This window comes from Pseudomonas sp. NFACC43, assembly GCF_900119645.1.
Lineage (GTDB): Bacteria > Pseudomonadota > Gammaproteobacteria > Pseudomonadales > Pseudomonadaceae > Aquipseudomonas.
Window position 1 is genome coordinate 146,854 of the sequence record NZ_FPKK01000011.1, and the last position, 26,049, is coordinate 172,902.

Genomic DNA, 26,049 nt, shown 5'->3' on the forward strand with positions numbered 1-26,049 from the left:
CCGATGTGTTTCGCCTGCCATGACCAAACGTGAAGCTCCAATCTACAAGGTGATTTTCCTCAACCAGGGCCAGGTGTTCGAGATGTACGCCAAGCAGATCTACCAGAGCGATCTGTGGGGCTTCCTGGAGGTAGAAGAGTTCGTCTTCGGCGAGCGCACGCAGGTGGTCGTCGATCCGAGTGAAGAAAAGCTCAAGGCACAGTTCGAAGGCGTGGTGCGCAGTTTTGTGCCGATGCACTCGATCGTGCGTATCGACGAGGTGGAGCGCCTGGGCACCCCGAAAATCAGCGAAGCCCGTGGCACGGTTGGCAACGTGATGCCATTTCCGATGCCGATGCCCGAGAAGTAAGTCAAGACCGAGGTGCTCCCAATCGCGAGCAAGCTTGCTCCCACACTGGATTGTCGATGCTCGCAAACTTGTGCGCACAGAGAGCCCATTTGGGAGCGAGCTTGCTCGCGATGAGGCCATCAAGGCCGAAGAATAGTCAGGGCAGTGGTGAAAAAGGCGTGCGCCCGTCGGCGTTCTGCAATTCCATCAGGTATTTGCGGAAGATCTGTCCCAGCACCTGGGTTGCCACTTCCAGCTCGTCGCGGGGCATCTGCTCGGCGACTTCGTCGGCGGTGTCCAGGGCTTCTTCGGCGCCATTGACCGCTGCCATCTTCAGGACAATGTAGGCCTGGACGTTATTGGCGGGTACGCCTTCGCCATGGAAGAACATGCCGCCCAGCTTGAACTGCGCCTGGGCATGGCCTTGCAGCGAGGCTTTTTCGAAATAGTCGAGGGCCAGCTTGAGGTCGCGTGGCGCGGCCTTGCCGTCGTAGTAGAACTCACCCAGCTCGTATTGCGCTTGAGCATCGCCTGCGTCCGCCGCTTTTCGACAGGCGTCGAGCGCCGGTGCGAGATCTTGTGGCTGGGTGTTGAGCGTGCAACGGCCCATCGCCGGGATCAACAACGAGTTGCCGCCTGCCTGTGCATTCGCCAGCAGGGGCTGAAGGAGCAACAGGCAGCCCAGGGCAAGGGTGCGGCCGGTGCGGTTCATGGGAATCGACTTACCTCTGAGGGGCGCGCGGACCCTCCGGGGGATCCAATAAGCGCGCATTATGAAATAAGCAGGGCCATCCTTACAAAGTCTTTACTCGTTTTTCTGCTGCTGATGGGCATCAATGGCGGCTTCAGGGGTAAAGGCGTAGGAAAAGAGGCCGGGGGCTATCGTCAATCACTGACGCTGGTGTCAGCCAGCGTCAGTTATCCACAGGCTTACTTCAGCGCAGCGAAGGCTCGTTCGGCCGCATCGAGGGTGATCTTCAGCTCGGCCTCGCCATGGGCGATGGAGGTAAAGCCGGCTTCGAATGCGCTCGGTGCCAGGTAGACGCCGCCTTCGAGCATCAGGTGGAAGAAGCGCTTGAAGCGATCTGCATCGCTGGCCATGACATCTTCGAAGGTCACGATGTCGTCTGCGCCGCTGAAGTACAGCCCGAACATGCCGCCGGCCTGGGTGGTCACGAACGGGATGCCTGCGGCGTCCGCACGAATCTGCAGGCCGTCGAGCAGGCGGGTGGTGTAGTCGGTCAGCTCGGCGTGGAAGCCGGGGCGGCTGATCAGGCGCAAGGTGGTCAGGCCGGCGGCCATGGCCAGCGGGTTGCCCGACAGAGTGCCGGCCTGGTAGACCGGGCCCAGCGGCGCGATGCATTCCATGATGGCGCGCTTGCCGCCGAAGCAGCCCACTGGCATGCCACCGCCGATGATCTTGCCGAAGGTGCTCAGGTCCGGAGTCACCCCGTAATGGGCCTGGGCTCCGCCGAGGGACACGCGAAAACCGGTCATCACTTCATCGAAGATCAGCACCACGCCATGTTGGTCACACAGGCTGCGCAAGCCTTCGAGGAAACCTGGGGCCGGCGGAACGCAGTTCATGTTGCCGGCCACCGGCTCGACGATGATGCACGCCACTTCCTGGCCGACTTCGCCGAGCATCTTCTCGACTTCTTCCAGATCGTTGAACGGCAGGGTCAGGGTGTGTTTGGCGAATGCCGCCGGCACGCCGGCCGAGCTGGGCACGCCTTGGGTCAACGCGCCGGAACCGGCCTTGACCAGCAGGCTGTCGGAATGGCCGTGGTAGCAGCCTTCGAACTTGATGATGCTGTCGCGACCGGTGTAGCCGCGGGCCAGGCGGATGGCGCTCATGGTCGCCTCGGTGCCGGAGCTGACCATGCGCACCATCTCCATGGACGGCACGATGGAGCAGACCAGGTCGGCCATCTCGGTTTCCATCGCGGTCGGGGCACCGTAGGACAGGCCGTGCTCCAGTTGCCGGCGTACGGCATCCAGCACGTCCGGATGGCTGTGCCCGAGGATCATCGGGCCCCACGAGCCCACGTAGTCCACGTAGCGCTTGTCGTCTTCGTCGGTGACATATGCGCCTTCGGCGTGCTTGAAGAACAGCGGGGTGCCGCCGACGCTCTTGAATGCACGGACGGGGGAGTTCACGCCGCCGGGGATATGTTTCTGGGCGTTGGCAAACAGGGTTTCGGAACGGGACATGGTCGGTCTCTCGAAATCGGAATCAGTTGATGTGCAACAGGCTGTTGAAGGCGCGGGCGCGGCGCGTCACCTCGGCGGTGCTGTCGGCGCCGAACAGGCCGTGGACCACGGCGAGCAGGTCGACACCGTGGGCCACCAGCGGGGCGGCATTGTCCAGGGTGATGCCGCCAATGGCGCATACCGGGATATGCAGTTTGACGCGGGCCTGTTCGAGCAGTTCAAGGTTTGCGCTGGGCGCGCCGGGCTTGGTGTTGGAGTTGAAGAAGCGTCCGAAGGCGACATAGCTGGCACCCTCGCTGGCCGCCTGTTCGGCCAGCTCCAGGCTGGAATGGCAGGTGGAGCCGATGATCGCCTTGCGCCCGAGCAGCGCCCGCACCGGTGCCAGCGGGCCATCGGTCTGTCCCAGGTGCACGCCGACGCCCAGGCGCGCAGCCAGCTCGGCATCGTCGTTGATGATCAGCTGGGTCTTGTAGCGTTCGCACAGGTTGCGCAGCGCTTCGGCTTCGCGCAGGCGCCGTGCTTCGTCGCTGCTCTTGTCGCGGTATTGCAGCAGGGTGACGCCACCTTCCAGTGCCGCTTCGACATAGGCGAGGAACTTGCCGGCCAGTAACTGGCTATCGGTGATGGCGTAAAGGCCACGTAGTTTCATGCAGCAGGCCTCCGGTGCTAGGAGCAGAAATCCAGCGGCAGGCGACGCGGCACGAACTGGCCTTTGCCCAGCTGTTCGGCATCGCGCAAGGTGCGCCAGGTGTAGTCCAGGGCTGTCTTCACGGCGCTGGCAAGCTGTTCGCCCTGGGCCAGTCGGCCGGCCAGGGCGCTGGCCAGGGTGCAGCCGGAGCCATGGTAGCTGCCGGGCAGGCGCTGGCAGGTAAAGGTTTCGCGACGACCGTCCCGGCTATACAGGCGATTGTGAACTTCATGTTCGTCGCCATGACCGCCGGTGATCAACAGGTGCTTGACGAAGGGCAGCAGTTTTTCGGCGCATTCATCCGCGCTGCCCTCGGGCAGTTCGGCGAGGATGCGGGCTTCGGGCAGATTGGGGGTGGCAATGATCGACAAGGGCAACAGGCGTTCGCGCATGGCGTAGCCGACTTCATCCTTGCCCAGGCGACCACCGCCGCCGGCGCGCAGCACCGGGTCGCAGACCGTCGGCAAATGCGGATGCGCCTGGAGCAGCTCGACCACGGTGTCGACCATTTCCAGCGAGCCGAGCATGCCCAGCTTGACTGCCGCCACCGACGAATCGTTGAGCACGGCATTGGCTTGCGCCAGGACCCACTCCCGGTCGAGTACGCGGAAATCGCTCACGTTCACCGTGTCTTGCACGGTCAGCGCGGTAACCGCCGCAGCGGCGTGACAACCCTGGGCGAGCAAGGCTTCGATATCTGCCTGCAGGCCGGCGCCCCCACTGGGGTCGTGGCCGGAGAGACAGAGGACAACGGGGCGAGAGCTGTAGATATTCATGGTGCGCGAGCTTACCACCAAACCCATTCGATCGGCGCACGCCTGTAGCAGGGGAAACAGCTGCAGGCAGGATTTATGTGTGGCGAGGGATCCAAGGCCCTGTACCAAAAGCCTTGATGCCTGTTCATGCTGCGTTGAAAACTGCCCCGCACTGCCTGACCTTCGTCTCAAGACTTTTCGTACAGAGCCTGGCGAAACGCTAAATTCCCCTCGCCACCCTCGAGCCTGGCTGCAGGGGCGCATCGCAATCTGACCAAAGCAACAGCTCTAGCTCAATGCATTGCGCTGAAACGCCCGTTCTAGAGCGTTCTGGTGGAAAAATTTCAATGGTGCAGATTGGCCATCAGCGGCTATGCTAAAGATGGATCCAACACATAACAGGTAATGCCGGTTTTACGTCTACTCAGGGAATGGGGGGCTTCCTGACTCAACCGGACAGGCCACGCTGGGGCTTAAATGCGCTATTTGCTGATGTTGCTGCTGTGCTTGCCCCCCTTGGCGAGCGCCCTCGAATTCAATGAGTTCACCCAACGCCTGTCCCTGGGTCAGGCCATGCAGGTTTTCGAAGACGTCAACGGCACGGCCACCCTCGACGATGTCATGGCCCAGGCCGCAACCGGTGGCTTCAAGCCCCATGGCAAGGACACCCTCAACGCCGGTTATTCACGGTCGGCGTTCTGGCTGAAGATCGACCTGCACTACCGTCCCGAGAATCCCCAGGCCCAGCGCACCTGGCTGCTGGAGCTGGCGTATCCGCCGCTGGACCACCTCGACCTGTACCTGCCGGACGCCACGGGAGCGTATCGCCTGGTTCGCCGGACCGGCGATGCGCTGCCGTTCGCCGCCCGGGAAATTCGCCAGAACAACTATGTCTTCAGCCTGGACTTCAAGCCCGACCAGCGCCAGACCGTGTATCTGCGCCTGCAGAGCGAGGGGTCGATCCAGGCGCCGCTGACGCTGTGGTCCAGCACCGCTTACCTCGAACAGCAACCGGTGCGCCTGTATGTGTTGGGGATCATCTATGGCGTGTTGCTGGGGATGCTGGTCTACAACCTGTTCATCTACCTGAGCGTGCGGGACACCAGCTACCTCTATTACATCGTCTACATCGCTTCGTTCGGCCTCTATCAGTTGTCGGTCAACGGCGCGGCGGTGGAGTTCTTCTGGCCGGACAGCCCCTGGTGGGCCAACGCCGCGACGCCGTTCTTCATCGGTTGCGCAGGACTGTTCGGCAGCCAGTTCGCCCGCAGCTTCCTGCAGACCACCCAGTACTGCCGCTGGATGGACCGGCTGTTGCTGGCCTTGATCGCCTACAGCGCCGTGGTGATCGGCCTGTCTTTGATGACCAGCTACGCCCTGGCACTGCGTCTGGCGACACTACTGGCGCTGGTCTTCACCGTGGTGATCTTTGCCGCCGGGTTGTTCGCCTGGTGGCGCGGGTTGCGGGTGGCTCGTTACTTCATCATCGCCTGGTCGGCGTTCTTGCTGGGGGGCATCGTCAACACGATGATGGTGCTCGGCTACCTGCCGAACGTCTTCCTGACCATGTACGCCAGCCAGATCGGCTCGGCCATCGAGGTGGCGCTGTTGTCCCTGGCCCTGGCCGACCGCATCAACGCCATGCGTGAACAGCAGGCCCAGACGCTGTTCGACGCCGGGCAGAAACTGGAAATGCTCAACCAGCAGTTGGCCCAGGGCAACAAGCTCAAGGACGAATTCCTCGCCACCCTGACCCACGAGCTGCGTACCCCCATGAATGGTGTGATCGGTTCCCTGGAGCTGATGGAAACCGTCGAAATGGGGGAGGAGCTGATCCAGTACCAGCAGACCGCCGCCGGTTCGGCGCGGGACATGATGCGCATGGTCAACGGTATGCTCACCCTCACCGAGTTGCAGGCGGGCAAGCTCAAGGTTTCGCCGGCACCGTTCAGCCTTCGCGGGATGATCGATGCCCTGCAGGTGCAGTTCGGCAGCAATGCCGGGGCCAAGGGGCTGGATTTCAAGGTTGACGTGGCATCCGGCGTGGTGGATCGCCTGCTGGGGGACAGCGGCAAGCTGGCGCAATGCCTGGAGTGCCTGTTGGACAATGCCATCAAGTTCACCCGGGTGGGGGGCCTTGCGCTGCGAGTCAGTGGCAAGCCTACGGCGCTCGATCGATGGGCGCTGTCCTTCGCCGTGATCGACACCGGCATCGGCTTCACCGACCTGGGCGAGGCGACGTTGTACCAGCGGTTCTTCCAGCTCGACGGCTCGATGACCCGTGAGTTCGGTGGTCTCGGCGTCGGCCTGGCGATTTGCCGGCAACTGGTGGAGTTGCTCGGTGGCCGTTTGACCCATACCTCCGAGCCCGGCCGTGGCAGCCGTTTCCAGCTGGACGTCGAATTCGAGACGGCACTGCCCGTGTCCGTGCCCACGCCGTTTTCGTTCGGCGCTCGGCAGGGCGCTCGCCGGCCCCAGGACTGCACGGTGCTGTTGGCCGATGACAATAGCGTCGATCAGTTGGTCATGCGCGGCATGTTGCTCAAGCTTGGCTATCGGGTGCGTACGGTCGACAACGGGCATGCGGCACTGGAACTGTTGCAGCAAGACAGTTTCGATGCGGTGTTGCTCGACTGCCAGTCGCCCCCGCTGGACGGGGCGGCGGTCTGCTGCCAGATCCGTACCTTGGCCGGGTGTGAAGATGTACCGGTGCTGGTGGTCAGTCCCTCCCTGGAGCAGCCTTTCTGTCCCTCGGGTTCCTTGATCGATTACCTGAGCAAACCGGTGAAATTCGAGGTGTTGCAGACGATCCTGCAACGGCGGGTGCTTTGTCCGAAGCAGGGTGAAAGCGCCGATATTTAGGCAGGTATGACACTTTGTTCGGCCTGGAGGCGGTGCTTAACTGAATGTCTGCTGGCCGACCGAGGAGCCCCGTCATGAACCTGCACCAGTTCGCCGAAACCCACGACGTCACCAATCAGCCCCCCTCCCTGGACGGTGCCAACCTGTATCGCATCGACCTGCCGCTGCAACAGTGGTCGCAGCGTTTTGGCGCTGGCTGGGCACAGGCGCGGATCGATGAGTACGGCGCGCTGGCCGGTGGGCCGTTGATGGAGGCGGGCTTCCTGGCCAACCAGAACAAGCCGGTGTTTTCCAGCCATGACCGTTATGGCCACCGCATCGACCTGGTGGAATTCCATCCCGCCTACCATCAGTTGATGCGCACCGCCATCGAGCATGGCCTGCCCAGTCTGCCTTGGGCCCATCCGCAACCCGGTGCCCACGTCGCCCGGGCTTCGATGACCTACCTGCATAGCCAGGCCGAAGCGGGCACCGGTTGCCCGTTGACCATGACCTTCGCCAGCGTGCCGGCGTTGCGCCTGCAACCGGACCTGGCCGAGCGCTGGCTGCCGAAAGTGCTCGCCACCGAATACGACCCGCGCAATGTCGGCATGGCGCACAAGGCCGGGGTCACCCTTGGCATGGCGATGACCGAGAAACAGGGCGGCACCGATGTGCGCGCCAACACCACCAAGGCCTATCCGGTGGGCGCCAGCGGTCCGGGGCAGGCCTATGAGCTGGTGGGTCACAAATGGTTCTGTTCGGCACCGATGTGCGATGCCTTCCTGACCCTGGCCCAGACCGACAAGGGGTTGAGCTGTTTCCTGCTGCCGCGCCACCGCCCGGACGACACCCGCAATCAGTTCTACATTCAGCGGTTGAAGAACAAGCTGGGCAATTGTTCCAATGCCTCCAGCGAAGTCGAGTTCCGTGGGGCCCTGGCCTGGATGATGGGCGAAGAGGGGCGGGGGGTACCGACCATCATCGAGATGGTTGCCATGACACGCTTCGATTGCATGGTCGGTTCCAGCGCCCTGATGCGCCAGGCCCTGACCCAGGCCAGCCATCATTGCGCGCACCGCCAGGTCGGCGGCCGGTTGCTGAGCGAGCAGCCGCTGATGCAGAACGTCCTGGCCGACCTCGCCCTGGAAAGCGAGGCCGCCCTGGCCCTGAGCCTGCGCATGGGCCGGGCGCTGGATCACTTGAGTGACGAGCACGAGGCCAGGTTCGCCCGGCTGGTGACGGCGGTGGGCAAATACTGGATCTGCAAGCGCGCCCCCGGGATGATCAACGAGGCCGCCGAATGCATGGGCGGTGCCGGTTACGTGGAAGACAGCATCCTGCCGCGCCTGTACCGGGAAGCGCCGGTCAACTCGACATGGGAAGGCTCCGGCAACGTGCAATGTCTGGATGTATTGCGGGCCCTGTCCAAGGAGCCGGGGGTGCTGGAAGTGCTGTTCAGCGAACTGGGCGACGGCCACGGCGACAAACGCCTGGCCGCCCATATCGAGGGACTGCACACGGCGTTCAAGGACACCGACGACATCCAGTACCGTGCCCGGCAGTTGACCGAAGACATCGCCGTGGGCCTGCAAGCCAGGCTGTTGCTGGAGGCGGGGAACAGCGAGGTCAGCGATGCCTTCATCGCCAGTCGCCTGGGTTCGACCGGCCGGGCGTATGGAGCCCTGCCTCGGGGGTTGAATGTCGAGGCGATCGTGGCGCGCTCGACTCCGCATGGCTTTTAGAAACACCGCCTCTCCCTGTGGGAGCGATCAAGCTGGCTTCCACAGGGGCTGAAGATCAATTGTGGGTGAATGGTCGAGCGCGCCAATACGCCACTGTTCCCGTCGGGCGGCGATGCAGGCAAGATGAAGGCCTGCAAGTCAGAACACAGGAAGCTGATCGTGACCGAAGCGTTTATTGTCGTTCAAACCGCCGAGCAAGCCGTAGACCGGCTCGCGGCACTGCACGAGCGTGCGACCACCGCGCTGAACCAGGCGCTCATGCGTTACCTCAAGGATCGAATCGAACCGGATGCCGAGCAGCGGGCCTTGTTTCGCTATCCCGCCCTGCGCCTGACCTACCATTGCCACGGCGAAGTCCCACAAACCACCCGGGCCTACGCCAAGGTCCAGCTGCCGGGCACTTATTGCGTCACCGTTACCCACCCTGCCGCGTTCCGTAAATACCTGCTGGAACAGCTCGTCCCGCTGATGCATGACTTTACCGTCACCGTGGAAGTGGGTGTCAGCGAACAGAACATCCCGTACCCGTACGTGGTCGAGCAGGGTGACGAACTGGCCGGCTCCGGCGTGACGGCAGCGGTGCTGGCGCGGGTTTTCCCCAGCACAGACCTGTCGGCCGCCACCGACGGCATCGCCGACGGGCTCTATGACTGGGAAAATACCGACCCGCTGCCCCTGGCGCTGTTCGATGCCGCCCGCGTGGACTTCTCCCTGCGCCGACTGGTGCACTACACCGGTAGCGACTGGCGCCATGTGCAACCTTGGATCCTGCTGACCAACTATCACCGCTATGTCGACCAGTTCATCGTCCACGGCCTGGAGCAGTTGCGCAGCGATCCGCGTTTCGTGCGTATGGTCCTGCCGGGCAACGTGATCATCGACAAGAACATGGACCACGGCGAAGCCTCGGCCATCGCCGCCGGCGTGGTCTGGCACCGCTACCAGATGCCGGCCTATCACCTGCAGGCCAGCGACGGCCATGGCGTGACCCTGGTGAACATCGGGGTGGGTCCGTCCAACGCCAAGAACATTACCGACCACCTGGCGGTACTGCGACCGCATTGCTGGCTGATGATCGGTCACTGCGGCGGCCTGCGGCAGTCCCAGACCATCGGCGACTATGTCCTGGCCCACGCCTACATGCGCCGCGATGGCATCCTCGACCGGGTGGTACCGCCGAACATTCCGATTCCGGCCCTGGCGGAAGTGCAACTGGCGCTCCAGCAGGCCGCGGCGAATATCACCGGCGAGAAGGGCGACGAGCTTAAGAAGCGCCTGCGTACCGGCACGGTACTGACCTACGATGACCGCAACTGGGAACTGCGCTGGGCCCAGGAACGTCCGTTGATCAACCTGTCTCGCGCCGTGGCGGTGGATATGGAGAGCGGCACCATCGCGGCCCAGGGTTATCGCCTGCGGGTGCCGTATGGCACGTTGCTGTGCGTTTCGGACAAGCCGCTGCACAGCGAGATCAAGCTGCCCGGTTCGGCCAACGCGTTCTATGAACGGGCGGTCAACCAGCACCTGAAGATCGGCATCGCCGCGCTGGACCTGCTGCGCACCGAGCTGAACTCCTTGCACTCACGAAAGCTGCGCAGCTTCGACGAGCCTCCGTTCCGCTGATGTGACGGTGGTTATTTAGCGGTCGGGCCACTAGCATTGGCGGCCCTGATCGCTAGATGCCGTGCCACTATGCCCCGTTCTCCTCGTCCCGCTTCCCATCGTCCCGGCGCGAAGCCACAGGCAACCGCGCCGCGCCGCGTGGCCAAGGCCCCGCCGGCGGAGCCGAAGCTGATCCTGTTCAACAAACCCTTCGATGTGCTGACCCAGTTCAGCGATGGCCAGGGGCGGGCGACGCTCAAGGATTTCATCGACATACCGGGCATTTATCCGGCCGGGCGATTGGATCGCGACAGTGAAGGGTTGCTGCTGCTCACCAACGATGGGCAATTGCAGGCGCGCATTGCCGACCCTAGGCATAAGCTGGCCAAGACCTATTGGGTGCAGGTGGAAGGCGAGCCGAGTGCCGGGCAGTTGCAGCGTCTGCGCGATGGCGTGGAGTTGAACGACGGCATGACCTTGCCGGCCGAGGCGCGGCAGTTGGATGAGCCGCAGCTGTGGCCACGCAACCCACCCGTGCGCTTTCGCAAGAGCGTGCCTACGAGCTGGCTGGAATTGGTGATTCGCGAGGGGCGCAACCGCCAGGTCCGGCGCATGACTGCTGCGGTGGGCTTGCCGACGTTGCGCCTGGTGCGGGTCAGGATCGGCGACTGGACGATCGAAGGGCTCGACCAGGGTCAGTGGAAGGAAGTGCCGGCGCGCTTATAGCGTCCCGGATTCGATCAGGCCGATCACCACGCTCTTGATGATGAACGCTGCCACGCCAAGGCCCAGCACGAAGAACAGGATGAACGAGCCGAAGCGTCCGGCCTTGGATTTCTTGGCCAGGTCCCAGACGATGAAACCCATGAAAATGATCAGGATGCTGACCAGGCCAGTCATCATCCACTCTTCGAAAACGGCAGGATCCATCGAAACACTCCGGCGTGGGCGGGGTTGAAAAGGCGCGGCGAGTATACGGCATGGTGCAAGCGCGGGGGATTGGCCTGCGGCGGTGTGTCGCAGCTATTCATCGCCTGGGCTGACGCGATCGCGAGCAAGCTCGCTCCCACGTTGGATTTATGACAAGCGCAATATCCATGCGCCCGGCCCCCCTGTGGGAGCGAGCTTGCTCGCGATGGCGGCATTACCGCTGTCAGTGATTTGGCCGGTCCACCGCCATCGCTTGCTCAGGATTTCAGAGGGATGTTCAGTTACGCAGGTGAGTCAACGGCAACTCGGTGCTGTTGAGCACCTGGTTCAGTACGAAGCTCGAACGCACGCTGGTTACGCCGTCGATCCGGGTCAGGTGTCCCAGCAGCAGCTTTTGGTAATGGTCCATGTCCGGTACCACCACCTTGAGCTGGTAGTCCGCGTCCATGCCGGTCACCAGGCTGCATTCCAGGACCTGCGGCAGGTTGCGGATGGCCGCCTCGAAATTCTCGAAACGCTCGGGCGTGTGGCGATCCATGCCGATCAGCACATAGGCCGTCAGGCTCAGGCCGAGCATCTTGCGATCGAGCAGGGCGACCTGGCGTGAAATATAACCGTCGTCTTCCAGCTGCTTGACTCGTCGCGAGCAAGGGGAGGGCGACAGACCGATGCGCTCGGCCAGTTCCTGGTTGGAGATCCGCGCATCGCGCTGCAATTCCGCCAATATGCTCAGGTCGTAACGGTCGAGTTTGCTCATCGGTCGGGCCTTTATCTTGATAATTGCGGCAGATTATCTCTCTGGGGTTAAAAATTGCGCAAGTGATGTTTAAAGCAGCAATCTTCGCAATCATCTGTCGGCCCGTGAAGCCTATCCTTATCACCAAGATCACTGCTCGGACAAACAGTCCAGTGCAGCCCGCCGAATCAGGCCGGCTGCGGTCGCGGCACCCACCGGTGCCGGCAGGCCCCCGAGCTGCACACTGTCCAGAAGACGGCGTGAGGTGAGCCGACGTCAAAAGCGTCGAGCACGGACAAAATTCACAAGGGGAGGCCGACGGGCCTCCCTTTTTTATGCCTGCGAAATAAGCCCCGGGGCTGATAATCTGTGCAGAACCGGCCTGGGCTTTTCCAGTCTCATGTTCAGGCCCTGAACCCGTGTGAGGAATTTCATGAAGTCGCGCATCTGGCGTTTGGCAGGTGTTGGTCTGTTGTGGGCAAGTGTCAGTGCGCAGGGAATGGCCGACGATCAGCAGAATCGTGGCGGCCTGCAGGGTTACCCAGGCCAGCCCCGGCCCCAAGGCAACGAGATCATTCGTGGCGATAACAGTCGGCAGTTCGAGGTCCAGCCGCAGTACCCCAGTGGGCAGCAGGACGTTCGTCCACCTCACGATCCCAACGCCTACGGTCGCCCGCCGCAGCAGCAACCCGGCAACAACCTGCCGATCCAGGGCCGTCCCGACAGCGTGACCCAGACCCGGGAGCCGCAACCGGGTTACTACCGCGATATTCCGCGCCGCAGCGAGGGTTACCCGGCCAATGGGTCGCGACCTGGCCATGACAGCCGTCCCGATCCGCACTGGGCCGGTAGACCGGACGGGCATGGCAACGGCTGGGGCCCAGGGCCGCAGTATCGTCCCGGGTATGTGATCGACCGTTTTCCGGACCGTCACTATCGCGTGCCCTATCGCGGCGAGGATTATTTCTATTCGGGTGGCTACTGGTATCGACCCCAGGGGCCGCGCTACGTCGTGGTGCAGCCGCCACGAGGCATTCGTACCCGTTATCTGCCCGATTACGCCCGGGAAGTGTGGATCGGCAGTTCGCTGTTTTTCCTCGCTGCCGGGGCCTATTACATCTATGAAGCCAACACCCGGGATTATGTGGTGGTCGACGCGCCGGTGGCCAACCCGCAGCCGCAGCCCCAAGGTAACGGTTTCGACGTGTTGGCTTATCCGGCCAACGGCCAGTCCCCCGAACAGGTCAACCAGGATGGCTACGAGTGCTATCGCTGGGCAGTGCAGCAGAGCGGCTTCGACCCGCGCAACTACACCTACCCGCCGGCACCGGAAGTGGTACAGACCTATCGCCAGGCCCAGGGTGGTTGCTTGAGCAGCCGTGGGTATCAGGTGACCTACTGATACCCACAACCGAATCAGCGTCGACACCTGCTTCTGTGTCCGGCATCAAGCGCTGGTGTGCTTCACCACTTCCGACGGATCGGCATGGACCAACACTTCTGCCTTCGGATAGGCCTGGTGGATGGCGTCGGCGGCCTGGTCGCTGAGGCCATGGGCCACGGACAGGGTCAGGTCCCCTGGTAACTCCAGGTGCAACTGCACGAACCAGTGGTTGCCGGAGATTCGCGTACGCAGGTCATGGGCACCGAGCACGCCCGGCACGGCGCAAGCCAGTTCCAGCATATGCTGGCTGACATCGGGCGGCAGTTCCTCGTCCATCAGCACCGCGAAGCTTTCCCGGGCGATCTGCACGGCGCTCCACAGAATGTACGCGGCGATGCCCAGGCCGAACCACGCATCGACCTGGAACCAGCCGAGCCCGGCCAGCACCAGTGCTACCAGGATGCTGCCATTGAGCAACAGGTCGGAGCGGTAATGCAGCGAGTCGGCACGCACCGCGTTGGAGCCAGTGGCACGGATGACTCGATGCTGCAACGCCAGCAGCGCCAGGGTCAGCACCAACGAAAACACGATCACACCGACACTCAGCCAGGGCGCATCCACCGGGACCGGCGCTTTCATGCGTTCGAACGCCTGCAGCGCGATGAGCACGGCACTGCCCCCGATGAACAGCGCCTGGGCCATGCCGGCCAGGGACTCGGCCTTGCCGTGCCCGTAGCGGTGGTCGTCGTCGGCGGGGCGCAGGGCGTAATGCACCGCCAACAGGTTGAGCAGTGAGGTGACACCGTCCAGCGCCGAGTCGGTCAGGCCGGCGAGCATGCTCACCGACCCGCTCAACCACCAGGCCAGGGCCTTGGCGACGATCAGGATCAACGCCACGGCCACCGAGGCGCGGGTGGCCAGGCGCAGCAAACGGGCATGCTCGGTGCTGGTAGTCATGACGCGCTCGTTCCTTCGGCGGCGCCCTTCATGCGGCAGGCTTGAGGCCGAAGGCAGCCAGTTGCTGGGCGCTGCCCTTGTGCTGGATCAGCCGTGGATCGTCCAGCGGGAAGCTGCGGCCCAGTTCGCTTTCCAGGATCGCTTGCAGCTTATGGTTGTCGACACTGCCGTCGGCGTTGATGGCCGGCTTGAGTTTCTCCGGGGCGATCTGGGCGCTCTTGCCCGGTTCGAAGTAGATGGCGCCGGTGGCAAAGTCCACGGCGAACGCGATCAGGCCGGGAATAATGTAGAACAGCAGGCCGACGGCATCGAGGGCGGCGATGGCCGGGTCGATCTTGCCATCGATCTGTCCACGGCGATCGGGATAGAAGATCGAGCCGCAGGCACTGAGCTGGGTCAGCAGGGTGGCGACCAGGACGCCGCCGATCACGCGAAATGGCATACGCATAACAATCTCCCGAGCAGGTAAAGGCGTTGCTGGTTGGAGTCCAGACCACGCGAAACAGTTCGCCGTTATACTCGGCCCTCCGTTCTGGAGCTAGTGGCCTGTGTGGCTAATTTGTGCACTCAACTTCGGCGCCAGAACTTGCCAGGCTGCGTTGCCAATCCTCGCCGTAGCGGGCTACGAGTCGTCATGCGCCTTGCCTGACAAGCCTTGGCACTCGAAGTTGAGCACTTGAATTAACCGTACAGGCCACCCGCATGATTTCTTTGCCGATTGATGAAGTTTTACCCGCCCTGCGCCAAGCCTTGGCATCGCGCCACGAAGCCGTGCTCGAAGCACCGCCCGGTGCCGGTAAAACCACCCGCGTTCCCCTGGCCTTGCTGAACGAGCCCTGGCTGGCCGGACAGACCATCCTGATGCTCGAACCCCGGCGCCTGGCGGCCCGGGCGGCGGCCGAGCGGCTGGCCAGCGAACTGGGGGAAAAGGTCGGTGAAACGGTGGGCTACCGGATTCGCCTGGACAGCAAGGTAGGCCCGAAAACCCGTATCGAAGTGGTCACCGAAGGCATCCTCACCCGCCGCCTGCAGGACGATCCGGCGCTGGAAGGCGTGGGCTTGCTGATTTTCGATGAGTTTCATGAACGCAGCCTCGATGCCGACCTGGCCCTGGCCTTGAGCCTCAACGGCCGGGAGCTGTTTCGCGAAGAGCAGCCGCTGAAGATCCTGCTGATGTCCGCCACCCTCGAAGGCGAGCGCCTGGCCGGGCTGCTGGATAGCGCGCCGATCCTGCGCAGCCAGGGGCGGATGTTTCCCGTGACGGTGCGTTGGGGCCGTCCGTTCCAGCCCGGCGAATTCATCGAGCCGCGGCTGGTGCAGACAGTGCTGCAAGCCCTGCACGATGAAACGGGCAGCGTACTGGTGTTTTTGCCTGGGCAAGCGGAGATCCGCCGCGTCCATCAGCAATTGGCCGATGCCTTGGGCGAGAGCGGCGATGTGCTGCTGTGCCCGCTGCATGGCGAATTGGACCTGGCGGCCCAGCGCGCCGCCATCGACCCCGCGCCAGCGGGCCGACGCAAAGTGGTGCTGGCCACCAATATCGCGGAAACCAGCCTGACCATCGACGGCGTGCGGGTGGTGATCGATGCCGGACTGGCCCGAGTGCCACGTTTCGACCCGGGCAGCGGCATGACCCGCCTCGACACCCAGCGTATCTCCCGGGCCAGCGCCACCCAGCGGGCCGGTCGCGCCGGGCGGCTGGAGCCGGGGGTGTGCTACCGCTTGTGGTCCGAGGACCAGCACGAACAACTGGCGGCCTACGGCAGCGCCGAGATTCTTTCGGCGGATCTGGCCGGGCTGGCCTTGCAATTGGGACGTTGGGGCGTGGCGCCGCAACAGCTGGTCTGGCTCGACGTCCCGCCTGCCGCCGCATACGCCCAGGCCCAGGACCTGCTGCAACGCCTAGGCGCCCTGGAAGGCGAGCAACTGACGCGCCATGGCCAGGCCATGGCCGAGTTGCCGGCCCATCCGCGCATTGCCCATCTGCTGCTGCGCGGCCAGGCCTTGGGGCTGGCGGAGATGGCGTGCAACGTCGCGGCGCTGTTGGGTGAGCGAGACATTCTCCGGGGCGCCGGCGCCGACCTGCACAATCGCCTGGCCCTGTTGTCCGGCGAAGAGCGTGCGGCACGCGGCGCCCAGGGCGGGGTGCAACGGGCGCGGCAACTGGCCCGGCAATATCGCGGCTATCTGCGGGGCAAGGCCGAAGAGGCCGTAGCCGACCCCGATCATCCGCGCTGGCTCGGTGCGCTGCTGGCGTTGGCCTATCCGGATCGCGTCGCCCAGCAGCGGCGGCCCGGTGGTGCGGAATATCGCCTGGCCAACGGCCGTGCCGCGCTGTTTGCCGAGGCTGACAGCCTGATGAAGCAACCGTGGCTGGTGATCGCCGACCTCGGCAGCCGCCAGGGCCAGCGGGAGGAGCGCATCTATCTGGCGACGGATTTCGACCCGACGCTGTTCGATTCGGTGCTGGCCGAGCAGGTTCGCACGGTGGATCAACTGGACTGGGATGAACGCGAAGGCGTGTTGCGGGCCGAGCGCCAGCGCAAGGTCGGTGAGCTGGTCCTCAGCCGCGAACCGCTGACCGGCCTGGACGAATCGGCGCGCAGCCAGGCGCTGGTGAACCTGGTTCGGCGCAAGGGCCTGGAGCTGCTGCCCTGGACCCCGGAGCTGCGACAATGGCAGGCGCGGGTTGCGCTGCTGCGTCGGCTCGACCTGGACGCCAAGGGCGAAAGCGAATGGCCCGATGTCAGCGACGGGGCGTTGCTGGACAGCCTCGAACACTGGTTGATGCCCTATCTGGGGCGAGTCTCGCGCCTCAGTCATTTCGCCAACCTGGATTTGTCCAGCATCGTTCACAACCTGCTGCCCTGGCCATTGCCGCAGCGCCTGGACGAGCTGGCTCCCCATCACTTGAGCGTGCCCTCGGGCTCGTCGATTCGCCTGGACTACAGTGAGCATCCACCCATCCTGGCGGTGCGCTTGCAGGAGCTCTTCGGCCTGGCCGATACCCCGCGCATCGCCGGCGGACGCCAGGTGGTCAAGCTGCACCTGCTGTCGCCGGCACGCCGGCCGGTGCAGGTGACCCAGGACCTGGCCAACTTCTGGCGCAGCACCTATGTCGAAGTGAAGAAGGATTTGAAGGGGCGCTACCCCAAGCATTACTGGCCGGATGATCCGTTGGTGGCCGAAGCGACGGCACGGGTCAAGCCGCGCAAGTGAGCTGACCCCGGCGCAGGTCCAGTTGTGGCGGCGATGCGGCCTGGGTCAAGGCGATGCCGGCAGCAGGAACCGTGCAATCACCGGCAGATGGTCGGAAATGCGCAAGGTATCGTCCTGCCGCACCCTGGCTGCGACCCGCTTGATCTGCGGGCTGTAGAACAGGTAGTCGACGGTGCGGTCGGGGCCGTTGAGGCCGGGGTCGTTCGGATAGTGGGTCAGCCAGTGCTTGCGGTCGATGCCGCTGGCCTCGTTGTTGGTGGGAATCATCGGGTATTTGTCCCATAGCAGATGCAGCGGGCTGTCTGCGGAATAGGGCGTGCGTTGTTCGACCGGCAGGCGCAGGTACTGGCCCAGGGGCAGGAGGTTGAAGTCGCCGCCGATCATCCAGGGCGTGCCTGCCGATTCGAGCCTGTCCAGGGCCCTGGCCACGGCCGCGACCTGCTTGGGCAGGGTTTCATCCGACTCGTCAGCCCGTTCCAGATGGGTGTTGAGCACTGCCAACTGACCGCCACCGTTGAGTGGCAGGTAGCTCATGAGCAAGGCATTTTTGGGTTGGAACTGGCGGCTGACGACATTGGCGTTGGCAACGGGCAGTTGCACCCGTTCGGCGTGGTCGATGCGGTAGCGACTGAGCGTCGCCAGTTGCCGGCCGACGCTGCCGAAGATCCGCGGGTTGGGGATGAAGTCGGCTTTCCAGTCGAAGGCGCTGGTGCTGCATGGATAGAGATCGGCGAGCCGCTCTTGCAGCAACTTGAACTGGTTCTGGTAGTCGCTGGCCTTGGCGCCGTTGTCCAGCTCCTGGAGCAGGACAATGTCCGGCTGCTCGTCGCGGATGACACGTGCCACTTCATCGAGGCTGAAGGCCATGTCTTCCAGGGTCGGGCTTTCATCGTCGCCCCGGGCCAGGTCGTTCCAGAACACATAGCGTTTGCCCGCCAGGAACTGGACGTTCCAGGTCATCACCTTCAAGGCCTGGCCGGGCATCAGCGGCGCCGCATTGGCAGTGCAGCTGACCGGCAGGGTTTCCCGGTCCTGCGGACGCCAGGTCAGGCTGTAGATCGACAGGGCGGCCAGGCAGAGGATCGACAGCAGGCCCAGCAGGGTGTAGCGCAGTAAACGGGTCATGGCTCGGCTTTGGGCGGTACGCAAAAGTGATCCCGAGCATAACCGAGAGCGCTTCCCAGGCCCAACCCCGATACCTGCATGGCACCTGTCACGAGTTGTCGGTTTTTTCTTCGATCAGCATGAACATCCGGAACAGCACCACACTGGTGAACAGCTGCAGGAAGCTATGGACGCTGTCGATCAGCAAGGTGACCCAGGGGTTCTGCGGTGGCGGATACACCGAGACGCTGGCCCCCTTGAGCAGCCACAGCGGGCCCATCACGCCAAGAATGCACAACAGGATCCGCCAGAAGCGACCGCGGCTCATGCGCAGGCTTTGCTTCATCGCCGCCAGGGGCGCCAGGCCCCTGAGCACCAGCAGGTATTCGCTGAATGCCAGCGTCACCATCAGCCACAGGCCCGGCAGCAGGTACAGCGAGATACCCAGCAGGATCAGCAGCGTGTTGAGGGCTGTCAGCACGGCGAAGCGTGGCCACAGGGTGAGGGCGGCGGCCAGGAGGTCACGGGCGCGGGGCGATTCGCCGCGGCTGCGTGCATCGAGAAACAGGATCAGTGCAGCGGTGTACAGCGGATATACCAGCAGCCCGACGATCAGGCTGTAGCCAGGAAATCCGTCGGGACCGACGGCGCTGTCCACGCCTTGCTGCAGCACGGCTTCGAGTATCACCAGGGGCAGGCACAAGCCGGCAATCCGGCCCAGATGGCGCTTGAAGAAATACAGGGAGTCGCGCAGCACGTCTAACGGATTCATGGGTCGGTATCGCAGTTCAACAAAGCGGTCTGACACTTTAACCGATCAAGCCACCGCACAAGCAAACGTAAACATCTGGTAAAGAGCATTGAAACCTTCCCGGCGAGCCCCATTACTGGCTGGCAGCGGTCCTGCGGGACCGGCATGGTTTTTTACCCGGCAATCTGATGAGGTCGCCATGAACAGCGAAGAACAAACCCTGATCGATGGACTGTTTTCACGGCTGCAACAGGCCGAAAAGGACTCAGCCCCGCGCGATGCCCAGGCCGAGGCGCGGATCAAGGAGCATATGGTCAACCAGCCGGCGGCGGGCTATTTCATGGCCCAGGCGATCCTGGTGCAGGAGGCGGCGATCAAGCGCCTCGACGAACAGAATCGGCAGCTCGCCCAGCAGGTGGAACAATTGCAGGCCGACCTGCAGAATGCCCGCAACCAGGGCGCGGCGCCCAGCGGCGGTGGTGGCTTTCTCTCGAGCATTTTCGGCGGCAACCGCGATTCCCGGCCGGCTCCGGCTCCGGCTCCGGCTCCGGTCGCTCCGGTCGCTCCGGCTTCCGGCGGCTGGCGCGAACCTGCGCGCCCGTCCTTCAATAGCGCCCCGGCCCAACAGGGCTTCGGCACGCCTGCGGCTGGCTACGGCGCGCCGCAGCAGCAGGCCCCGGCGACGAGCAGCTTCCTGGGCGGCGCCCTGAAAACCGCGGCGGGCGTGGCCGGTGGCGTGATGTTGGCGCAGGGCATCAGCAGCCTGTTCCATAACAGCCAGCAGCCTCAGGAAATCGTCGAGATTCTCCAGCAAGAGCCGGCCCAGCCGGTCAATGACACCGGTGGCGGCGACAGCGGCTGGGGCGACGAGCAGCGCGTCGCCGACAACCAGAGCTGGGGCAGTGACCAGGACGGTTTCAGCGACGCGGACTACAGCGACGATTCGTCTTTCTTCGGCGACGACGATTCCTTCGTCTGAGCCCGCCATTCGTCCGGGGTGCCAGGCACCTCGGACCGATTATTCGCGGAACGATCCCCGGGGCTGGCATACTGGGCGCCTTTCGGGCCTGGTGGCCTGACCCAGAGCCTGCGCGCTTGTGCATTCAAGAGGATCCGCGGTGAAAAAAATCGCTGTGTTCGCCGATGTCCAGAACCTCTATTACACCGTCCGCCAGGCCTATGGCTGCCATTTCAACTATGCGGCCTTGTGGGCCGATGTCAGCAGGCAAGGTCAGATCGTCGAGGCCTATGCCTATGCCATCGACCGCGGTGACAGCAAGCAGCAGCAATTCCAGCAGATCCTGCGCAACCTGGGGTTCACCGTGAAACTCAAGCCCTACATCCAGCGCAGCGATGGTTCGGCCAAGGGCGACTGGGACGTGGGCATCACGCTCGACATCATGGACGCCGCCGACCACGTCGACGAAGTGGTGCTGGCTTCCGGCGACGGCGATTTCGACATGCTGCTCGAACGCATCATCCGCAAGCACGGTGTCCAGGCCGTGGCCTATGGCGTACCGGGGTTGACGGCCAACTCGTTGATCCGCGCCGCCAGTCGCTACGTGCCCATCGAAGGCGCGTTGCTGCTCAAGAATTGATCGTTACGGAGTTCACACGGGTTTGGAACGCATCGCAGTCATCGACTTTGAAACCACCGGTATCACCCCCAGCAGCAGTTGCCGGGCCACCGAGATCGCCGTGGTGATTCTCGAACAGGGCCGCATCGTCGACCGCTACCAGAGCCTGATGAATGCCGGTGTGCGGGTGCCCGCGTTCATCGAACAACTGACCGGCATCAGCAATGCCATGCTGCGCAGCGCGCCGCCGGCCGAGCGGGTGATGAACGAGGTCAACGAGTTCGTCGGCATCACGCCGCTGCTGGCCCATAACGCCGCGTTCGACCAGAAATTCTGGGATTTCGAATTGGGGCGGATCAAACGCACCCGCCTGCAGAACTTCGCCTGTTCGCTGTTGCTGGCCCGGCGCCTGATGCCGACGGCGCCGAACCACAAGCTGGGTACGCTCAACGCCTTCGCCGGCCTGCCCCATACCGGCCAGGCCCACCGGGCCATGGCCGACGCCGAAATGGCCGCCAACCTCACCGCGCACCTGGCCTCGGAGTTGCGACAAAAGCATGGGTTGCGGGAGTTGTCCCATGATTTGCTGTGCAGCTTGCAGAAAGTGCCGGCGGCGAAGATCAACGAGCATCTCAAGCGCCATCGCGGCTTTTAGGCACACCGCCGGACAACTGTGGGAGCGAGCTTGCTCGCGATAGCGTCGGATCAGTCAGCTTCTCTGTAACTGACACTCCGCCATCGCGAGCAAGCTCGCTCCACAGTTGATCAGTGTCATTTCCCATTGCCTTCCAGGTGCCCCAACGGCACGCGCTTTTCAATGGCACTGGACAGCACGATCGAAGTCTTGCTGAAGCCGAACTTGGCGATTCGGTTGATCAGCTCTTCCAGTTCCGGCATGGAGCCGACCGCCGCTTGCATGATGACGCATGGATCGCCGGTCACCCGGTGGCATTCGGTCAGTTGTGGGATCTTGCACAGCTCGTCGTAGGTCGATTGCTTGCCGTGCTGGTTCATGCGCAGCTCGATGACGCATTGCACCGGCAGGCCGATCTTGGCCATGTCCACCTTGGCCTGGTAGCCGGTGATCACGCCGCTGGCCTCCAGTTTGCTGACCCGTTCGGCCACGGCCGGGGCTGACAGGTTCACTTTGCGGGCCAGTTCGGCGTAGGACGCACGACCGTTTTCCAACAAGGCGCCAAGGAGCATGCGGTCGTATTTATCCACGGTTCGGCTTCCAGTTCGGGTGGCTTTCGAAAGCCTGGTTTATAGCGCCGATCTCCTTGCTTTGAAAAGTGTATGGCCTGGATAAACAGGTTTTGTAGCTTATTTTCCGTCCATCGCCTTTTTAGAATAGCGGCTTTCATTGTCCTGACTTCGAGCTCCCCATGCCTGGCACACGCCGTTTTTCCCTGCCGTTGATCGCAGCCTTCTTCGCCTTGTACGTCATCTGGGGTTCTACCTACCTGGTGATTCGCATCGGCGTCGAGCACTGGCCGCCATTGCTGCTGGCCGGGATTCGCTTCGTGCTTGCCGGGTCAATGATGTACGGCTTCTTGCGTTGGCGCGGTGCGCCGGCGCCGACCTGGGCGCAATGGAAGGCGGGGGCCATCATCGGTGTGCTGTTGCTGAGCTTCGGCAACGGCGCGGTGAGCGTCGCGGAACATACCGGCGTGGCCTCTGGTGTAGCGGCGTTGGCCGTGGCGACGGTGCCGCTGTTTACCTTGCTCTGCGGCTATTTCTGGGGCGCTCGTAATACGCGTCTGGAGTGGGCGGGGATTGTGCTGGGGCTGATCGGCATCGCGATGCTCAACCTGGGGTCCAACCTGCAATCGAGTCCCCTGGGCGCGACGTTACTGGTATTCGCGGCAGCATCCTGGGCTTTCGGCTCGGTGCTGAGCAAGCACCTGCCACTGCCGGCGGGGGCAATGGCCAGTGCCGTGGAGATGCTGGTGGGCGGCGTGGTGCTGTTGATCGGCAGTGTTGCCAGTGGCGAACACCTGGACCGCATGCCTCCCCTGGAAGGCTGGTTCGCCCTGGCGTACCTGACCTGTTTCGGCTCGATCATCGCCTTCAATGCCTACATGTATCTGCTCAAGCACGTGCGTCCGGCGGCGGCCACCAGTTATGCCTACGTCAACCCGGCGGTGGCGGTGCTGCTGGGAATCGTGTTTGCCGGTGAAAGCATCGGCATCGAAGAGACCGTGGCGATGCTGGTGATCATCAGTGCCGTGGTGTTGATCGGGCTGCCCCAGTGGCGCAAGCCCAAGCCCGCAGCCTGATTTGAGGTAAACTGCCGCGCATTGCACACCTTGCGCTGATTTTTCCTACGGTACTCCCATGACTTTCGCCACCCTTGGCCTGATCGAACCCTTGCTGCGCGCCCTCGAGACGCTCGGTTACCAGACCCCGACCCCGGTGCAGGCCCAGGCCATGCCGGCCGTGCTGGCCGGTCGCGACCTGATGGCCGCGGCCCAGACCGGCACCGGCAAGACTGCCGGGTTCGCAGTGCCCTTGTTGCAGTTGCTGACCACTGAAGGGCCAAAGGTCGCTTCCAATTCCGTGCGCGCACTGATCCTGGTGCCGACCCGTGAACTGGCCGAGCAGGTTCACGAAAGCGTTCGCCAGTACGCCCAGCACCTGCCGCTGAGCACCTACGCGGTGTACGGCGGCGTGAGCATCAACCCGCAGATGATGAAGCTGCGCCGGGGCGTCGACCTGCTGGTCGCCACGCCGGGTCGCCTGCTCGACCTGTTCCGGCAGAACGCGCTGAAGTTCAACCAGTTGCAGACCCTGGTGCTGGACGAGGCCGATCGCATGCTGGACCTGGGGTTTTCCGAGGAACTGGCAAATCTCTACAAGGCATTGCCGAAAAAGCGCCAGACGCTGCTGTTCTCGGCCACGTTCTCCGACGCGATCCGCCTGCTGGCCGGGCAGATGCTCAACGATCCGCTGAGCATCGAAGTCAGTCCGCGCAACGTGGCCGCCAATACCGTCAAGCAATGGGTGGTGACGGTGGACAAGAAGCGCAAGCCGGAACTGTTCGTGCACCTGATGCGCAAGAACAAGTGGAAACAGGTGCTGGTGTTCGCCAAGACCCGCAACGGGGTCGATGCGTTGGTGGAGAAACTCCAGGGCCTGGGCGTCAACGCCGATGGCATCCACGGCGACAAGCCCCAGGCTACCCGGCAACGGGCGCTGGACCGTTTCAAGCTGGGCGAGATCCAGATCCTGGTGGCCACGGACGTGGCGGCCCGTGGACTGGATATCGAAGACCTGCCGCTGGTGGTGAACTTCGACCTGCCCATCGTTGCCGAGGACTACATCCACCGCATCGGCCGTACCGGCCGGGCGGGCTCCACCGGGGAAGCGATTTCCCTGGTGTGCGCCGATGAGGTGAATCTGTTGTCGGCCATCGAGATGCTGACACGCCAGACCTTGTCGCGCCGGATGGAGCCGGATTTCGAGCCTGAGCACCGGGTGCCGGACACCGATGCCAGTGGCCAGGTCATCAAGAAGCCGAAAAAGCCGAAGAAACCGAAGGCCTCGGGCGGCGGTGGCAAGCGCAACCTGGGCAAGTGGGTCGACAGCGGCGACTCGGCGCCTGTGGAGCCGTCGATCAAGCCGGTGCGAAAAGTGCCGGTGTTCAATACCGGGCCGCGTAAGCGCAAGCCTTGATGTGCTTTGTCTGGTAGATCGCTATCGCGAGCAGGCTCGCTCCCACAGGGATCGCATACGCCGTCGAACTGTGGGAGCGAGCCTGTTCACGATGGGCGCGTCGCGGTATCAATTCTTGCGCTGTAGCCACTCCAATATCCCCAACCCCGCTGCCCGGCCGCTGGCAAAACAGGCCGTCAGCAAGTAGCCGCCGGTCGGCGCTTCCCAGTCGAGCATTTCCCCGGCGCAGAACACACCGGGTATCCGCTTGAGCATCAGGCGTTCGTCCAGGGCTTCGAATGCCACGCCACCGGCACTGCTGATGGCCTCGTCCAGTGGACGGGGTTTTACCAGAGTGACGGGCAGAGCCTTGATGGCCTGGGCCAGGCGTGCCGGGTCAGCGAAGCATTCGGCGGGCGTAAGTTCGCGCAACAGCGCGGCCTTGAGCCCGTCGATCCCCAACTGATTGTGCAAGTGCTTGGCCATCGAGCGTGAACCGCGAGGTTTGCTCAGGGCCTGCTGGATCTTATCCACAGGTCGGCCCGGCAACAGGTCCAGATGAATGGTCGCGCTGCCGTGTTGGTTGATCGCTTCGCGAATCGGTGCCGACAGGGCATAGATCAGGCTGCCTTCGATGCCGGTGGCGGTGATCACGCATTCGCCGAGGCGCGGTAGATCGTCGTTCAAACCGATGGCGATGTTTTTCAGCGGAGCGCCGGCGAATTTGCTGATCATCAGATCGCTCCAGGCCTGCACGTCGAATCCGCAATTGCTCGGTTGCAGTGGCGCAAGGGTGACACCGCGCTGTTCCAGGGGCAGCATCCAGGCGCCATCGGAGCCCAGGCGCGACCAACTGCCACCGCCCAACGCCAGCAGTGTCGCATCGGGCAAGAGGGTCTTTTCGCCGTCCGGGGCGGTTACGCGCAGGCTGCCGTCGGGGTTCCAGCCCAGCCAGCGATGGCGGGTATGAATCATCACCCCGGCATCGCGCAGGCGCTTGAGCCAGGCGCGCAACAGGGGGGCAGCCTTCATGTCGGTGGGAAACACACGGCCCGAGCTGCCGACGAAGGTGTCGATGCCCAGGCCGTGGATCCACCTGCACAGCTCATCGGCCCCGAAGGCCCGCAGCAAGGGGGCAAGGTTCGGCGCGCGTTCGGCGTAGCGGGACAGAAAGGCCGGGAAAGCTTCCGAGTGGGTGATGTTCATACCGCCGACACCGGCTAGCAGGAACTTCCTGCCCACCGAGGGCATGCCGTCGTACAGGTCGACCCGGACGCCGGCCTGGCTCAACACCTCGGCCGCCATCAGGCCGGCGGGGCCACCGCCGATGATGGCAATGTTGGGTGTGTCGGATTGGGGGGCTTGGGTCATGGCGATTGGTGAGGCTGGGGAATAAGCCGCGCATTCTATCAGCACAGACCCTTGTGGGAGCGGGCTTGTACGGGGTGTTCTCGGGAGGCGTGATCAAAAAGTAGCCAGGCGTGCGCAAGCTACAGGCGACATAGCCTGTAGATCATTTCACTCAGGTTATCCACAGGCCGCTCCACAGGCATTGTGGGTAACG

The 26,049-nt window shown here is 63.5% G+C and carries 24 protein-coding genes; 12 read left to right on the forward strand and 12 right to left on the reverse strand.

The genetic code is table 11. The annotated features are described in order from the left end of the window. Positions 1–19 precede the first annotated feature (19 nt). Complete coding sequence (locus BT179_RS19245; protein WP_024780849.1) at positions 20–349, forward strand: DUF1820 family protein; 330 nt, start codon at positions 20–22, stop codon at positions 347–349. 136 nt (positions 350–485) lie between these two features. Here BT179_RS19245 and BT179_RS19250 read toward each other — a convergent pair whose 3' ends face one another. From BT179_RS19250 to BT179_RS19265, 4 genes are all read right to left on the reverse strand, one after another. Further along, complete coding sequence (locus BT179_RS19250) at positions 486–1,040, reverse strand: tetratricopeptide repeat protein (protein ID WP_072395876.1); 555 nt, start codon at positions 1,038–1,040, stop codon at positions 486–488. A gap of 218 nt (positions 1,041–1,258) precedes the next feature. Beyond that, entirely contained in the window at positions 1,259–2,542 is a 1,284-nt protein-coding gene (gene hemL / locus BT179_RS19255) for a glutamate-1-semialdehyde 2,1-aminomutase (protein ID WP_072395888.1), read from the reverse strand. Positions 2,543–2,564: 22 nt separating this feature from the next. Continuing rightward, entirely contained in the window at positions 2,565–3,191 is a 627-nt protein-coding gene (gene thiE / locus BT179_RS19260; protein WP_072395890.1) for a thiamine phosphate synthase, read from the reverse strand. Positions 3,192–3,208: 17 nt separating this feature from the next. Further along, entirely contained in the window at positions 3,209–4,006 is a 798-nt protein-coding gene (locus tag BT179_RS19265) for a bifunctional hydroxymethylpyrimidine kinase/phosphomethylpyrimidine kinase (protein ID WP_072395892.1), read from the reverse strand. A 456-nt stretch (positions 4,007–4,462) separates the two neighbouring features. On the opposite strand from BT179_RS19265, the gene BT179_RS19270 reads away from it, so the two are divergent. The 4 genes from BT179_RS19270 to BT179_RS19285 all read left to right on the forward strand — a co-directional run bounded on the left by BT179_RS19270 (position 4,463) and on the right by BT179_RS19285 (position 10,899). Next, positions 4,463–6,847: a hybrid sensor histidine kinase/response regulator gene (locus tag BT179_RS19270; RefSeq protein WP_072431394.1), complete on the forward strand. Its 2,385-nt coding sequence runs from the start codon at positions 4,463–4,465 to the stop codon at positions 6,845–6,847. Between the two features lie 74 nt (positions 6,848–6,921). Further along, positions 6,922–8,571, forward strand: a complete 1,650-nt coding sequence (locus BT179_RS19275) for an acyl-CoA dehydrogenase family protein (protein WP_072395904.1) — start codon at positions 6,922–6,924, stop codon at positions 8,569–8,571. 123 nt (positions 8,572–8,694) lie between these two features. Then, positions 8,695–10,194, forward strand: coding sequence for an AMP nucleosidase (amn, locus tag BT179_RS19280; protein ID WP_165887859.1), 1,500 nt, complete (start codon positions 8,695–8,697; stop codon positions 10,192–10,194). A gap of 138 nt (positions 10,195–10,332) precedes the next feature. After that, on the forward strand, positions 10,333–10,899 hold the full coding sequence (locus tag BT179_RS19285; protein ID WP_176776517.1) for a pseudouridine synthase: 567 nt from the start codon (positions 10,333–10,335) through the stop codon (positions 10,897–10,899). Here the strand turns inward: BT179_RS19285 and BT179_RS19290 are convergent. Together BT179_RS19290 and BT179_RS19295 are read right to left on the reverse strand one after the other, a co-directional pair. Continuing rightward, positions 10,894–11,103: a DUF2788 domain-containing protein gene (locus tag BT179_RS19290; RefSeq protein WP_039594082.1), complete on the reverse strand. Its 210-nt coding sequence runs from the start codon at positions 11,101–11,103 to the stop codon at positions 10,894–10,896. The two genes, BT179_RS19285 and BT179_RS19290, sit on opposite strands and share 6 nt — an antisense overlap. Positions 11,104–11,380: 277 nt before the next feature. After that, entirely contained in the window at positions 11,381–11,860 is a 480-nt protein-coding gene (locus tag BT179_RS19295; protein ID WP_072395908.1) for an Lrp/AsnC family transcriptional regulator, read from the reverse strand. 412 nt (positions 11,861–12,272) lie between these two features. Between BT179_RS19295 and BT179_RS19300 the strand changes: the two genes are divergently transcribed. Continuing rightward, positions 12,273–13,241, forward strand: coding sequence for a DUF6515 family protein (locus BT179_RS19300; RefSeq protein WP_072431392.1), 969 nt, complete (start codon positions 12,273–12,275; stop codon positions 13,239–13,241). Between the two features lie 45 nt (positions 13,242–13,286). Here the strand turns inward: BT179_RS19300 and BT179_RS19305 are convergent, their stop codons facing one another. Both BT179_RS19305 and BT179_RS19310 read right to left on the reverse strand, forming a co-directional pair. Further along, positions 13,287–14,180 (reverse strand): cation diffusion facilitator family transporter, encoded by an 894-nt coding sequence (locus tag BT179_RS19305; RefSeq protein ID WP_072395912.1) that lies wholly within the window; start codon positions 14,178–14,180, stop codon positions 13,287–13,289. 28 nt (positions 14,181–14,208) lie between these two features. Next, positions 14,209–14,628 carry a hypothetical protein gene (locus BT179_RS19310; protein WP_053151726.1) on the reverse strand — a complete coding sequence of 140 codons (420 nt, stop codon included), beginning with the start codon at positions 14,626–14,628 and terminating at the stop codon, positions 14,209–14,211. Positions 14,629–14,882: 254 nt separating this feature from the next. Here BT179_RS19310 and hrpB point away from each other — a divergent pair, with 254 nt between their 5' ends. After that, positions 14,883–17,399 (forward strand): ATP-dependent helicase HrpB, encoded by a 2,517-nt coding sequence (hrpB, locus tag BT179_RS19315; RefSeq protein ID WP_072431391.1) that lies wholly within the window; start codon positions 14,883–14,885, stop codon positions 17,397–17,399. Between the two features lie 45 nt (positions 17,400–17,444). Here the strand turns inward: hrpB and BT179_RS19320 are convergent, their stop codons facing one another. Further along, entirely contained in the window at positions 17,445–18,524 is a 1,080-nt protein-coding gene (locus BT179_RS19320) for an endonuclease/exonuclease/phosphatase family protein (protein ID WP_072395916.1), read from the reverse strand. An 88-nt stretch (positions 18,525–18,612) separates the two neighbouring features. After that, on the reverse strand, positions 18,613–19,275 hold the full coding sequence (locus BT179_RS19325; RefSeq protein ID WP_072431390.1) for a YciC family protein: 663 nt from the start codon (positions 19,273–19,275) through the stop codon (positions 18,613–18,615). Positions 19,276–19,453: 178 nt separating this feature from the next. Here BT179_RS19325 and BT179_RS19330 point away from each other — a divergent pair, with 178 nt between their 5' ends. The 3 genes from BT179_RS19330 (at position 19,454) to BT179_RS19340 (ending at position 21,486) form a co-directional block, all read left to right on the forward strand. Further along, a complete protein-coding gene (locus BT179_RS19330) occupies positions 19,454–20,233 on the forward strand; it encodes a DUF2076 domain-containing protein (RefSeq protein ID WP_072431389.1) in 780 nt (259 codons plus the stop codon). 139 nt (positions 20,234–20,372) lie between these two features. Next, complete coding sequence (locus BT179_RS19335) at positions 20,373–20,852, forward strand: LabA-like NYN domain-containing protein (protein WP_072395923.1); 480 nt, start codon at positions 20,373–20,375, stop codon at positions 20,850–20,852. A 22-nt stretch (positions 20,853–20,874) separates the two neighbouring features. Continuing rightward, positions 20,875–21,486 carry a 3'-5' exonuclease gene (locus tag BT179_RS19340; protein ID WP_072395925.1) on the forward strand — a complete coding sequence of 204 codons (612 nt, stop codon included), beginning with the start codon at positions 20,875–20,877 and terminating at the stop codon, positions 21,484–21,486. Between the two features lie 116 nt (positions 21,487–21,602). Here BT179_RS19340 and BT179_RS19345 read toward each other — a convergent pair whose 3' ends face one another. Further along, positions 21,603–22,055 (reverse strand): Lrp/AsnC family transcriptional regulator, encoded by a 453-nt coding sequence (locus BT179_RS19345; protein WP_072431388.1) that lies wholly within the window; start codon positions 22,053–22,055, stop codon positions 21,603–21,605. A gap of 161 nt (positions 22,056–22,216) precedes the next feature. Here BT179_RS19345 and yedA point away from each other — a divergent pair, with 161 nt between their 5' ends. Together yedA and BT179_RS19355 are read left to right on the forward strand one after the other, a co-directional pair. Continuing rightward, positions 22,217–23,110 (forward strand): drug/metabolite exporter YedA, encoded by an 894-nt coding sequence (yedA, locus tag BT179_RS19350; RefSeq protein ID WP_072395936.1) that lies wholly within the window; start codon positions 22,217–22,219, stop codon positions 23,108–23,110. 58 nt (positions 23,111–23,168) lie between these two features. After that, positions 23,169–24,506 carry an RNA helicase RhlE1 gene (locus BT179_RS19355; protein WP_072431387.1) on the forward strand — a complete coding sequence of 446 codons (1,338 nt, stop codon included), beginning with the start codon at positions 23,169–23,171 and terminating at the stop codon, positions 24,504–24,506. Between the two features lie 108 nt (positions 24,507–24,614). Here the strand turns inward: BT179_RS19355 and BT179_RS19360 are convergent, their stop codons facing one another. Beyond that, a complete protein-coding gene (locus BT179_RS19360; RefSeq protein ID WP_072431386.1) occupies positions 24,615–25,856 on the reverse strand; it encodes a TIGR03862 family flavoprotein in 1,242 nt (413 codons plus the stop codon). Positions 25,857–26,049: the final 193 nt, after the last annotated feature.

Bases quoted from the DNA above. Each gene is read 5' to 3' on its own strand.
- BT179_RS19245 (WP_024780849.1), top strand. From the start codon at position 20: ATGACCAAACGTGAAGCTCCAATCTACAAGGTGATTTTCCTCAACCAG.
- BT179_RS19250 (WP_072395876.1), bottom strand. From the start codon at position 1,040: ATGAACCGCACCGGCCGCACCCTTGCCCTGGGCTGCCTGTTGCTCCTT.
- hemL (WP_072395888.1), bottom strand. From the start codon at position 2,542: ATGTCCCGTTCCGAAACCCTGTTTGCCAACGCCCAGAAACATATCCCC.
- thiE (WP_072395890.1), bottom strand. From the start codon at position 3,191: ATGAAACTACGTGGCCTTTACGCCATCACCGATAGCCAGTTACTGGCC.
- BT179_RS19265 (WP_072395892.1), bottom strand. From the start codon at position 4,006: ATGAATATCTACAGCTCTCGCCCCGTTGTCCTCTGTCTCTCCGGCCAC.
- BT179_RS19270 (WP_072431394.1), top strand. From the start codon at position 4,463: ATGCGCTATTTGCTGATGTTGCTGCTGTGCTTGCCCCCCTTGGCGAGC.
- BT179_RS19275 (WP_072395904.1), top strand. From the start codon at position 6,922: ATGAACCTGCACCAGTTCGCCGAAACCCACGACGTCACCAATCAGCCC.
- amn (WP_165887859.1), top strand. From the start codon at position 8,695: ATGAAGGCCTGCAAGTCAGAACACAGGAAGCTGATCGTGACCGAAGCG.
- BT179_RS19290 (WP_039594082.1), bottom strand. From the start codon at position 11,103: ATGGATCCTGCCGTTTTCGAAGAGTGGATGATGACTGGCCTGGTCAGC.
- BT179_RS19295 (WP_072395908.1), bottom strand. From the start codon at position 11,860: ATGAGCAAACTCGACCGTTACGACCTGAGCATATTGGCGGAATTGCAG.
- BT179_RS19300 (WP_072431392.1), top strand. From the start codon at position 12,273: ATGAAGTCGCGCATCTGGCGTTTGGCAGGTGTTGGTCTGTTGTGGGCA.
- BT179_RS19305 (WP_072395912.1), bottom strand. From the start codon at position 14,180: ATGACTACCAGCACCGAGCATGCCCGTTTGCTGCGCCTGGCCACCCGC.
- BT179_RS19310 (WP_053151726.1), bottom strand. From the start codon at position 14,628: ATGCGTATGCCATTTCGCGTGATCGGCGGCGTCCTGGTCGCCACCCTG.
- hrpB (WP_072431391.1), top strand. From the start codon at position 14,883: ATGATTTCTTTGCCGATTGATGAAGTTTTACCCGCCCTGCGCCAAGCC.
- BT179_RS19320 (WP_072395916.1), bottom strand. From the start codon at position 18,524: ATGACCCGTTTACTGCGCTACACCCTGCTGGGCCTGCTGTCGATCCTC.
- BT179_RS19325 (WP_072431390.1), bottom strand. From the start codon at position 19,275: ATGAATCCGTTAGACGTGCTGCGCGACTCCCTGTATTTCTTCAAGCGC.
- BT179_RS19330 (WP_072431389.1), top strand. From the start codon at position 19,454: ATGAACAGCGAAGAACAAACCCTGATCGATGGACTGTTTTCACGGCTG.
- yedA (WP_072395936.1), top strand. From the start codon at position 22,217: ATGCCTGGCACACGCCGTTTTTCCCTGCCGTTGATCGCAGCCTTCTTC.
- BT179_RS19355 (WP_072431387.1), top strand. From the start codon at position 23,169: ATGACTTTCGCCACCCTTGGCCTGATCGAACCCTTGCTGCGCGCCCTC.
- BT179_RS19360 (WP_072431386.1), bottom strand. From the start codon at position 25,856: ATGACCCAAGCCCCCCAATCCGACACACCCAACATTGCCATCATCGGC.